Below are 11,083 nucleotides of genomic sequence, written 5' to 3'. Positions count from 1 at the left end.
CAAAAACAGGGACGTTTTTGAAGAGCCTACAGGGATGTATTCACGGCGTGTCCCGGAAAACGGCCTCGCCTTGCGCGCATTGCACCAAACCCTGTATTCACGGACTGAGAATTGAGGGGAGGCACGCAGGGCGATATCTTTTTCCAGGACACGCCCGGCAAGTACATCCATGTAGGGCTCGACGAGCGCCGTCCCTGGCGCTCGACGGTCCTGGAAAAAGCTCTCACCCTACGCGCTTCAATCGCAGTGCAATTCGCCTTGAATTGATTATCCTTGCTAAGTCAGGTTGTAGTCCGTCAGGAACTCACCAAACTCCTCTTCATCCATGACTCTGACACCCAACGATTCCGCCTTGGTCAACTTGGACCCCGCTGCCTCGCCAGCCACCACACAGCTGGTCTTCTTCGAGACACTACCAGCCACCTTGGCGCCCAGGCTCTCCAGCTTCTCCTTCGCCTCGTCCCGGGTCATTTCAGAGAGCGTTCCCGTCAGCACCCAGGTTTCCCCTTTCAAGGGCAGAGCCGCAGGTTCGGCCACCTCAACCGACTGCCACCGGACACCCCGATCCCGCAACTCATCGATGGTTTCCTGGTTATGGGGCTGACGGAAAAAACTGTGGATATGCCCGGCCACGATCGGGCCCACGTCCGGCACCTCCTCCAGGTCCTCTTCAGAGGCCTCGGCAATCTTTTCCAGGGTGCCGAAATGCATGGCCAACCCCTTGGCCGTGGCCTCCCCCACTTCCCGGATACCCAGGGCGTAGAGAAAACGCCACAGCTCCGGAGTACGGGAGTCGTCAATCGCCTTGAGCAGATTGTCGGCGGACTTGTCCCCCATGCGGTCCAGCCGCACCAGGTCCGCCTTGCGGAGCTGGTAGAGATCGGCGACGGTGCTCACCATCTCCTTCTCCACCAGCATATCGATCCACTTCTCCCCCAACCCCTCGATATCCAGCGCCTTGCGGGACGCATAGTGACGGATCGCCTCCTTGCGCTGGGCCGGGCAGTAAAGGCCGCCGCTGCAGCGGGCCACCGCCTCGCCCTCAATCTGAACAACCTCGGAACCACAGACGGGGCATTGCTCAGGTAACTCAATTTTCCTGGCGTTGCCCGGCCGTTTGTCGGTGACCACCTTGACCACCTGGGGAATGACGTCGCCAGCACGGCGCACAAAGACCGTGTCACCGATGCGAACATCCAGCCGCCGTATCTCATCCATGTTGTGGAGGGTGGCGTTGCTGACCGTGACACCGCCTACGAATACCGGCTTCAGCCGGGCCACCGGGGTGACGGCACCGGTGCGGCCCACCTGCCATTCCACGGCCTCCAGCACGGTCAGTTCCTCCTGGGCCGGGAATTTCTGGGCGATGGCCCAACGCGGCGCACGGGAGACAAAGCCCAACGTTTGCTGGAAATCCAGCCGGTTGACCTTGAAGACAATGCCATCGATTTCGTAGGCCAGGCTGTCCCGCTTTTCCAGCAGGGATTCGTAGGCCTCCAGGCATTCATCGGGGCCGCTGGCCAGGCTCATCTCGGGATTGATGCGAAAGCCCCAGTCGCGGACCATCCTCAGGCAGGCATAGTGGGTATCCGGCAGAATCCCTTCATCGGGCACCGCCACGCTGTAGGCGCAGATTTCCAGCGGGCGGCGTGCGGTGATCTTCGGGTTCTTCTGACGGAGGCTGCCGGCAGCGGCATTGCGGGGATTGACGAAGGTTTTCTCACCCCGGTCGGCGAGCCTGCGGTTCAGATCCTCAAACCCGGCCCGGGGCATATAGACTTCGCCACGCACCTCCACCACGTCCGGCAGGTCTTTCCCGCGCAGACGGAGGGGCACGGATTCAATGGTGCGGATATTGGCGGTGATGTCCTCGCCGGTGTAGCCGTCGCCCCGGGTGGCGGCCTGGGTCAGCAGCCCCTTCTCGTAGTGGAGGCTGACCGCCAGGCCGTCGAGCTTGGGCTCGCAGACATATCCCACCGGGTCGTCCGTCGACAGGCGTTCACGGACCCGTCGGTCGAAATCGCGCAATTCATCATCGGAAAAGGCGTTGTCCAGGGACAACATGGGCAGGCGGTGGACCACTTCGGCGAAGGTGTTGTCGCCGGTGGCTCCCACCCGCTGGGTCGGTGAATCCGCGGTCACCAGTTCCGGATGGTCCGACTCCAGTGACTGGAGTTCCCGCATCAGCCGGTCGTACTCCGCGTCTGGCACCGCCGGTTCATCCAGCACGTAGTAACGGTAGTTATGGTCGTCAATGGCCTGACGGAGTTCCTGGATACGGCGTTCAACAGACGAGGTCTGGCTCATGTCTCTTCTATTCCGGGATGGGCCCTGGTTGCGGGAGGTCAGCGCCTGAAGCGACGCTTGCGCTCATACTCACGGATCCGCTGACGACAGTGCTCAATGGTCTGGGCGGTCATCACACTGCGGCGTTCGTCCTTCAGCTCGCCTCCAAGGTTGCGTACCACAGCCTGGGCGGTCTCCAGCATGAAGTCAAAGGCCTGCATGGAGTTGGTCGGCCCGGGCAGGCTCATGAAGAAACTGATGCCGGGGGTGGACATATCCTCCATGTCATCGGGAATGAAGGTCCCCGGCTCCACGGCGTTAGCGACGCTGAACTGGACGGGGCTGGTGGTTTCCGACGTTTCATGGCGGTGGTAGATGTCCAGGTCACCGTGTTCCAGGCCACAGGTTTCAAACAGCTTTTTCAGGACCTTGCCGGAGAAATCCTCCTGCTCCCTGGCCAGTACGTTGATTACCAGCACTTCTTCCGCCGGCGGTCGGTTGGCACCGGCCTTGGGCTGGCCTTCCCGGGGTTCCGTTGCCGCGCCGCCACGACTGGCGGTGTCCTCCTCCACATCGGTGACGGTGGGGGGTTCCGGGTCCTTTCGGCGCCCCATCCTGCGGGGCTCGGGACGGCGCGGCTTGCGCACGGTGCGCACCTCGCCGGCCACTTCCTCATTACTTTCCGGATCATCTTGCCGCGCCGTAACCGGTTCTTCCGCCGGCCCGCCATCATGTTCGGGTTCCGGCTCCGGTTCGGAGGCTGAAAAGGAAGGCACCTCAGGTTCTGGTTCTGGCTCCGGATCCGGCATTTCCGACTGCCGTGACTCATCGGGGTCGGGATCGGAGGGCTCTGCGGCGGTTACGTAGCCACGCTCCTCCAAGGTGTCCCGGGATACCGGCCGGGCGCCCCCGTGGGGCAGCTCCGGGTTGTAGTCGTCATCCAGGGGGGAATTCTCGATATCATCCGCGCCCATGCCGCTGGAAATGGCAATGGCATCCTTGCGGGCACGCCGCATACGGCGCAGGCCATCCAGTACGATGGCGATAATAATCAGGGCACCAATGGCAATTAACCATTCCCGAAGCGACATAACTACCTGATCCTGTCTGTGGTCCTTGACAAAGCCCCGAACGATTTCCGGACAGCGGCGACTGTTCAGTGGCCCTCAAACCCGTAACTCTAAGAAAAGACCACCGCGAATACAACGCGATAGGCTGTCAAGTGGCGGTTTTTTCATGTCGCCACCGGGTCGGGGCCGAATATTGATCAGGCTTCGGCCAGCGCGGCGGCCTCGTCCACGTCCACGGAGACCAGACGGGAGCAACCCGGTTCATGCATGGTGACCCCCATCAACTGATCCGCCATCTCCATGGCGATCTTGTTGTGGGTAATATAGATGAACTGCACCTGGGAGGACATTTCCTTCACCATATTGGCGTAGCGGCTTACGTTGGCATCGTCCAGTGGCGCGTCCACCTCATCCAGCATACAGAACGGCGCCGGGTTGAGCTGGAAGATGGAGAACACCAGGGCAATGGCGGTCAGCGCCTTCTCGCCGCCGGACAGCAGATGGATGGTGCTGTTCTTCTTGCCGGGCGGCCTGGCCATGATGGCAACGCCGGTCTCCAGCAGGTCTTCCCCGGTCAGTTCCAGGTAGGCGTTGCCGCCCCCGAACACCTTGGGGAACAGCGCCTGGAGGCCGCCATTGACCTTGTCGAAGGTTTCCTTGAAGCGCTGCCGGGTTTCCCGGTCGATACGGCGGATGGCGTTGTCGAGGGTTTCCAGCGCCTCCATCAGGTCTTCGTGCTGACTGTCCAGGTAGGTCTTGCGCTCGCTCTGTACCTGGTATTCCTCGATGGCTGCCAGGTTGATGGCACCCAGGCGCTGGATGCGGTTGCCGATCCTGTCCAGCTCCTCGGCCCAGGTCTGCTCGGTGGCCTCGTCCGGCAACTGTTCCAGGATATCCGCCAGCCTGACGTCCAGTTCCTGCAACTGCTCCAGGTGGTTGGAGGCGCGAATCTCTAGGGCCTGGGATTCCATGCGCAGCTTCTCAAGCTGGCCACGGATGTCCTGTGCCCGGTGTTCCGCCTGGCTGCGGAACTGCTCCTTCTCACGGACCTCCCGGTCGATTTCCTCCAACGCGTCCCGGGCCACGGACAGTTTCTCTTCCTCCGCCAGCCGGCGGTCCAGCAGCCCTTCAAGCTGCATCTCCAGGTCCTCGATGGGCGCTTCCGCGCTCTCCCGATTCTCTCGGAGGATCTCCAGCCGCTCCTCAAGACGCTGATCCTGGAGCCGGGTCCTTTCCAGGGTCTGTTGCAGGCCATCCTGCTGGCTGGTCAGCGACTGGATCTGTAGCTGAAGCTGGTGGGCATGATCACGGTCGCTGCGGGCCTGGTGGCGCAGATGATCCAGCCGCTCACGCAGGTCGTCCCGCTGCTCCAGCAGGCGCTCCTTTTCCGCTTCCGTGTCCTCGTTGGCCGCCAGTGACTGGTCCCAGGTGAGCCGGGCCTCTTCCAGTTCCTCCTGCTTCACCGCCCGCTGCTCGCGGATATCCGCCACGTCCTCGTCGATCCGCTGCAGGCGGTCGTTGATCTGCTCGGCCCGCGCCTTCAGGCCGCTAACCCGGGAGGTCAGGGACGACAGCTCGCCCTGGATGTCGTTGGCGGTCTGCTGGGCCTGGTCCCGCTGCAGTTCCGCGTCCGATGTTCGCTCCTGTATGTCCTCGAGACGTTCCCGGGCCTCCGCCAGCCGGGTCTCCGCCTCGTCCAGGGCGGACGCCAGCTCTTCCACTTTCTGCTGACGTTCGATAACACCGGTGCGGGAACGGTCGGACTCCGGCATGCGCAGCCATCCACGGCCGAGCCAGATGCCTTCGGGGGTAACCAGGGTTTCGTGGTCGCCAAGCCCGGGCTGCCGCTCCAGCGCTTCACGAAGGGTGTCGACGGTCTTCACCTGACTGAGCCAGGGGGCAAGGCTGCTGCCGTTGCGGACACGGGCGGCCAGGGAGTCCGGTGCCATCTCCCCGGTTGCGGGCCCCTTCTCCACCAGGGCCACGCCACGGGGAGCATCATCCAGTTGTTGGGCCAGTGCGTCGAGGCTGTCCACCTCCACCCCCTGCAGGAGGTTGCCCAGAACCTCCTCCACGGCAAACTCCCAGCCCGGATCGGTCTGCAACTGGCGGGCAATGCGCGGGGCGTTGGCCAGCCCGGCACCGGAGAGCCATTGCTGAAGGGTGTCGTCGTCCGCCCCCAGCTGTTCGTCCAGCAGGGCCTGCTGGGATTCCAGGGACGCCCGCAGGGACTGGTCCCGCTGGCTCAGTTCGCTGACCTCCTGCTCCTGGTCCCGCAGGCGGGCCTTGAGGTCCTGCAGACGGTCGGTCGCCTCCTCGATGGTATCGGCGGTTTCCTCCCGGCGGAGATTCAGTTCGGTTTCCTGCTCCAGCAGTTCGTCCAGTTCAGTGCGGTCGAGCTGGTCGTCCAGCAGGGCCTTCTCATCTTCAAGGCGCCGCTGGCGGGTCAGCAGGTTCTCGATCTCCTGCTCCAGGGTGCGGATGCGGTTCTGGGACAGCTCGGCTTCCCGCTTGGTGTCCGAGGAACGGGCGCTGAAGGCTTCCCACTGGTGCTGCCAGTCACTCATGGCCTTTTCGGCGGACTGTAGCTGCATGGCGGATTCCTCTGCCTGGGCGGCGAGGGTTTCCTGTTCCGGTTCCAGGCCGCTCAGCTCGTCGCGGATGGCGGTTAGCTTGTCGTCATCCTGGGCCAGTTCCCGGGCAATCTCGCTACGGCTGGCCAACGCCTGGTCAAGCTCCGTGGCCACCTGGCGGCTGCGCTCACGCTGGTGTTCAAGGCTCTGCTCCACCCGGGCGATATCGGCCCCGGCCTCGTAGTACCGGGCCTGGTTGCGGTTGAACTCGTCGGTACGCTGCTGGTGCTCGTCCCGCAGCTTTTCCAGGGAACTTTCCAGATTCACCCGTTCGGTGAGGTGTTTCTCCAGTTCCAGCTCGGTTTCCTGCAACTGCTCCCGGCGCTGTTTCAGGTCTTCATCCAGGCCCTGCCATCGCAACACGGTCAGTTCCGCCTTGTAGCGGCGCTCGGTGCCCTTGAGTTCCTTGTAGCGCTCAGCGGCCTGGGCCTGACGCTGGAGGTGCTGGAGTTGTCTCTCCAGTTCATCCCGCAGGTCGGTCAGGCGCTCCAGGTTTTCCTGGGTACGGCGGATGCGGTTCTCGGTTTCCCGCCGGCGTTCCTTGTACTTGGAAATACCCGCCGCTTCCTCGATATAGACCCGCAGTTCCTCCGGTTTGGCCTCGATCAGCCGGGAGATCATGCCCTGTTCGATAATGGCGTAGCTGCGCGGGCCCAGGCCGGTCCCCAGAAACAGGTCGGTGATATCCCGGCGGCGGCACTTGGCACCGTTCATGAAGTAGTCGGACTGGCCTTCCCGGGATACCCGGCGACGTACCGAAATCTCGTTGAAGCGGGCGAACTCGCCGGGGGCCGTGCCATCGGAGTTGTCGAAGATCAGTTCGATGGAGGCCTGGCCCACGGGCTTGCGGGCACTGGAGCCGTTGAAGATGACGTCCGCCATGGATTCGCCACGCAGGTACTTGGCGGAACTCTCCCCCATGACCCAGCGGACCGCATCGATAATATTGGATTTGCCACAACCGTTCGGGCCGACCACCGCCGTCATGTTGGACGGGAACGGGACCGTGGTGGGGTCGACGAAGGACTTGAAACCCGCGAGCTTTATGGACTTCAGGCGCATGTTGTTCTGTATCTTCCCTAACGGCTGGGTGGCGGTCTGGCGCGCGTTACAAACGGTGCAGTTTACCACAGGGATGTCGTATGCCCAGCCCGACCCTATCGCATTTCCCGTCCGCAGGCGACAGACCCGACAAGAATTTGCCGCTTACGACCGTGACATCGGAAATAATCTCGACCAAGGCCAGCAAATCACTGTTTATAAAGCACTTAAATTCTGTGGCATGGTACCTGCTTATTGACGGAAAAATTCCTGTAAAGGCACAATCAATGGCAGGCAATAACCGTCCATATCCTCATGCCCCGCAAACCGGCCACAGTCGTCTGGCGGAGCTACGCCAGGCAAAGCAGGCCTGGACCCAGGCCGATGACCCGGTGGCCAGGCTCTATCGCCGGACCAGCACCACCCTGTCACTGGAACACCTGCTGGGCATCTTCGCAGAGGAACTGGCAAGGGCGATTCCCTATGGGCAACTCGTGTACCGGCATCGGCTGGGGTGCCAGGATTTCGTCTACAGCACCGGCATGGGGGGAGCCCATCGCTGCGATTACCAGTTGAACCTGGAGGGCGCCCACTATGGCTCCCTCGCGCTGACCCGTCGGCAGCGGTTCCATGAAGATGAACTGGAAATCATTGAATACCTGCTGGGCATCGTCATCTGCCCGTTACGCAATGCCTGCCAGTACGCCCTGGTGGAACAGGCGGCGCTGACCGACGCCCTTACCGGCATTCCCAACAAACGGGCGCTGGATATGGCCCTGGCCAGGGACTGTAGCATCGATGACCGACATGGGGACCGCTTTACGTTGATCCTCTGCGATCTTGACCATTTCAAGGAAGTCAACGACACCTACGGCCATGTGATCGGTGACCTGCTGTTACAGGCATCCGCCAATGCCCTGCGGGAGGCCACCCGGGACGGTGACAGCATTTTCCGCTTTGGCGGCGAGGAATTCGCCATAGTCCTGCCCCATTCCGATTGCCGGGATGGCGAGGACGTGGCCGACAGGATCCGTGCCGCCATCAACAGTATTCGCATACCCTGTGGTGATCATCAGGTGCAGGTGACCGCCAGTGCAGGTGTCGCCACCCACCGTCGTGGTGAGCCCCCCACCCATTGGGTGGCGCGGGCGGATGATGCCCTTTACCGCGCCAAGGGCGCTGGCCGCAACTGCACCCGTATCGCTCATGTGGTGGGCAGCACCGGCACCGAACCGGTCTGAAGAGACCGTTTCGCGGATCAGGCGTTGCCGGGACCGTTGCGATGCCTGGAAGGTTTTCCGGGCGCCTGGGAACGTGCCGGTTTTTGACGCTGTCCGCCACTGTCATCCACCTGCCAGCGACGGGCACCTCCCGGTTTCTTGTTTCCCTTCGAGGGCGCCTTGCGACGCCTACGCTCCTGCTCGGCCTGCTCACCGGGCGTCTTGGTGGGCACTTCAGACAGGGGCAGGTCAACCGACCGGCTCAGGTCATTGACGCCCTTCTGGTCCAGTTCTTCCCAACGCCCCACGGTGAGCCGGCTGGGCAGGAATACCGGTCCGTAACGTACACGCTTGAGGCGACTGACCCGGACACCCTGGGACTCCCAGAGACGCCTGACCTCCCGGTTGCGTCCCTCCATCAGGGTGACGTGGAACCACTGGTTCTGGCCCTTGCCCCCCGCCGGGGAGATATCCGAGAAGGCCGCCACGCCATCCTCCAGCAGCACGCCGTCCAGCAGTCGCTGGATCATGGCGTCGTCCACGGCCCCGAAAATGCGGACGGCGTATTCCCGGTCGATCTCGCTGGAGGGATGCATCAGCCGGTTAGCCAGCTCACCGTCGGTAGTGAAGAGCATCAACCCGGTGGTATTGATGTCCAGGCGACCGACACCGATCCAGCGCTGGTCCTTAAGCCTGGGCAGGCTGTCGAACACCGTGGGCCGGCCCTCAGGGTCATTGCGGGTAGTCACCTCCCCCTCGGGCTTGTTGTAGACCAGCACTCGCCGCACCACCGCATCGGCCGACCGGCTTTCCACCGGTTTACCATCCACGGCAATACGGTCGCTGGACAGTGCCCTTTCGCCGGGCTGGGCCACCTGTCCGTTGACGGTCACCCGTCCGTCCTGGATCCAGGCGTCGACTTCCCGGCGGGAGCCGACACCGGCCCGGGAAAGGAGTTTCTGCAGCCGTTCGGGCTGGTCGCCCGTGGCCGGGCTTGCCGTTCTGGACGGCCTGGAAGGGCGTTGCGACGCCATGGAACGATCCTTACTGGATTAGTGAAGTGTTGTGTTGCTGTCCGATTCGTCACCGGAGCCCTGCCCCCCGACCGGCGCCGGGGTCTCGTCATCCCCATCCGTCGGGGCGGTATCCGTGGCTTCGAACTGGATCTCGGCCTGCATTTCCTGCTCAATCTCGCGGCCGATTTCCTCCAGGTCCCGGATTTCCGCCAGGGGCGGCAGCTCCTCAAGGCTGGTCAGGTTGAAGTAGTCCAGGAACTGGCGGGTGGTGGCATACATGGCCGGACGCCCGGGGACATCCTTGTGGCCCACTACCCTGACCCATTCTCGTTCCTGCAGCGTGCGGATGATATTGCTGCTTACCGTAACACCCCGGATATCCTCGATCTCGCCCCGGGTAATGGGCTGCCGGTAGGCAATCAGCGCCAGGGTCTCCAGCAGCGCCCGGGAATAGCGCTGGGGCTTCTCCTCGAACAGGCGCCCCACCCAGGGCGCGTAGTCCTGGCGGACCTGAAAGCGGTAGCCGCTGGCCACCCTGCGCAGCTCAAAGCCACGGTTGGCGCAGGACTCGTCCAGCAGCATGAGCACGTGCTCCATGATCTGGCGCGCCGGCCTTTCATGCTCCTCGAACAGGTCCCGCAACTGGTCGATGTTCAGGGGCCGCCCCGCTGACAGCAGTGCGGCTTCAACGATGTTCTGCACTCGCTTGAGATTTTCTTCATTCATGGGCTGCGGCCTCAGTTACTGGTTCGCGCACGGACATGGATGGCCCCCAGGGTTTCCGCCTGCACGATCTCGATCAGTTCCTCCTTCACCAGCTCCAGCATGGCCAGGAAGGTTACCACCACGCCCAGCCGGCCCTCTTCCCGGGTAAACAGACTCTCGAAGGCCATGAACCGGTCCGCCGGCAGCATCGCCAGGATCGAGGACATGCGCTCACGGGTGGACAGCCGCTCCCGTTCCACATGGTGACTGGTGAACAGGTCCGCACGGTGCAGCACCCCCTGCAGGGCCAGCAGCATATCCCGCAGCTCAACCGGCGGGTGTACTTCACTCCGGGGCAGCTCGGGCAGTACGGCGGTGTTGGGGAAGGTATCCCGCTCCATGCGAGGCAGCCCGTCCACATCCTCGGCGGCCTTCTTGAAGCGCTCATACTGCTGCAGGCGACGTATCAGCTCCGCCCTGGGGTCTTCCTCCTCCTCGTCTTCCGCTTCCTGGCGCGGCAGCAGCATCCGTGACTTGATCTCCGCCAGGGTGGCCGCCATGACGAGGTATTCCGCCGCCAGCTCGAACCGCATGGCTTCCACGGCACTGATGTATTCCATGTACTGGCGGGTGATCTCGCTGACGTCGATATCAAGGATATTCATGTTCTGCCGGCGGATCAGGTACAGCAGCAGATCCAGGGGGCCCTCGAAGGCCTCCAGGAAAACCGCCAGGGCGTCCGGCGGAATGTAGAGATCCTGGGGGATATCGGACAGGGGCTTGCCATCCACCCTGGCCACGGGGGGCTGCTCCGGTGGCACGTCCGCCGCGGGCGCCTCCGGGAGTTCGTCAGAGCCGGTCACACGCTCAGTCAACTGTCACCCCCCTAGTGTCCCTTAACATAAGTTCGCAGCGTTTCAGCGCGCCATACAAAGCCCCTGGCGAGGCGCGGCTCGCCGGGAATGGTGCGTCCCTTGCCAAGAGTCGCAACACTGCCAGGGGCTTTGTATGGCGCGCCCTCCGGGAGGCTGTGTCAGGCATTACTACGGTGTTGCGTCCCTTGGCAATAGAACCACTATTCCCGGCGGAACGCGCCTTGTAGTAATGCCTGA

At 63.0% G+C, this 11,083-nt stretch carries 8 protein-coding genes; 2 read left to right on the top strand and 6 right to left on the bottom strand.

All coding sequences use genetic code 11. The features are described from left to right. Nucleotides 1-276: 276 nt before the first annotated feature. The 3 genes from ligA to smc form a co-directional block, all read right to left on the bottom strand. Nucleotides 277-2,307 (bottom strand): NAD-dependent DNA ligase LigA, encoded by a 2,031-nt coding sequence (ligA, locus tag RO069_RS04790; RefSeq protein ID WP_328185594.1) that lies wholly within the window; start codon nucleotides 2,305-2,307, stop codon nucleotides 277-279. Nucleotides 2,308-2,345: 38 nt separating this feature from the next. Next, entirely contained in the window at nucleotides 2,346-3,377 is a 1,032-nt protein-coding gene (gene zipA / locus RO069_RS04785) for a cell division protein ZipA (protein ID WP_328185593.1), read from the bottom strand. Nucleotides 3,378-3,553: 176 nt separating this feature from the next. Further along, on the bottom strand, nucleotides 3,554-7,051 hold the full coding sequence (smc, locus tag RO069_RS04780) for a chromosome segregation protein SMC (protein WP_328185592.1): 3,498 nt from the start codon (nucleotides 7,049-7,051) through the stop codon (nucleotides 3,554-3,556). Between smc and RO069_RS04775 the strand changes: the two genes are divergently transcribed. Continuing rightward, nucleotides 7,050-7,289 (top strand): hypothetical protein, encoded by a 240-nt coding sequence (locus tag RO069_RS04775; RefSeq protein WP_328185591.1) that lies wholly within the window; start codon nucleotides 7,050-7,052, stop codon nucleotides 7,287-7,289. The two genes, smc and RO069_RS04775, sit on opposite strands and share 2 nt — an antisense overlap. 28 nt (nucleotides 7,290-7,317) lie before the next feature. Further along, a complete protein-coding gene (locus RO069_RS04770) occupies nucleotides 7,318-8,271 on the top strand; it encodes a GGDEF domain-containing protein (protein ID WP_328185590.1) in 954 nt (317 codons plus the stop codon). 17 nt (nucleotides 8,272-8,288) lie between these two features. On the opposite strand, the gene rluB is transcribed toward RO069_RS04770, so the two are convergent. From rluB to RO069_RS04755, 3 genes are read right to left on the bottom strand one after another with little or no spacing between them, the layout of a single operon-like run. Next, the gene (rluB, locus tag RO069_RS04765) at nucleotides 8,289-9,284 is read right to left on the bottom strand and encodes a 23S rRNA pseudouridine(2605) synthase RluB (protein ID WP_328185589.1); all 996 of its coding nucleotides are present in this window, start codon (nucleotides 9,282-9,284) and stop codon (nucleotides 8,289-8,291) included. Between the two features lie 18 nt (nucleotides 9,285-9,302). Next, nucleotides 9,303-9,992, bottom strand: a complete 690-nt coding sequence (scpB, locus tag RO069_RS04760; protein WP_328185588.1) for an SMC-Scp complex subunit ScpB — start codon at nucleotides 9,990-9,992, stop codon at nucleotides 9,303-9,305. A gap of 11 nt (nucleotides 9,993-10,003) precedes the next feature. After that, a complete protein-coding gene (locus RO069_RS04755) occupies nucleotides 10,004-10,846 on the bottom strand; it encodes a segregation and condensation protein A (protein ID WP_442915335.1) in 843 nt (280 codons plus the stop codon). Nucleotides 10,847-11,083: the final 237 nt, after the last annotated feature.

The organism is Marinobacter sp. OP 3.4, from assembly GCF_036224885.1.
Lineage (GTDB): Bacteria > Pseudomonadota > Gammaproteobacteria > Pseudomonadales > Oleiphilaceae > Marinobacter.
This window is presented reverse-complemented; position numbering and strand designations above follow the sequence as displayed.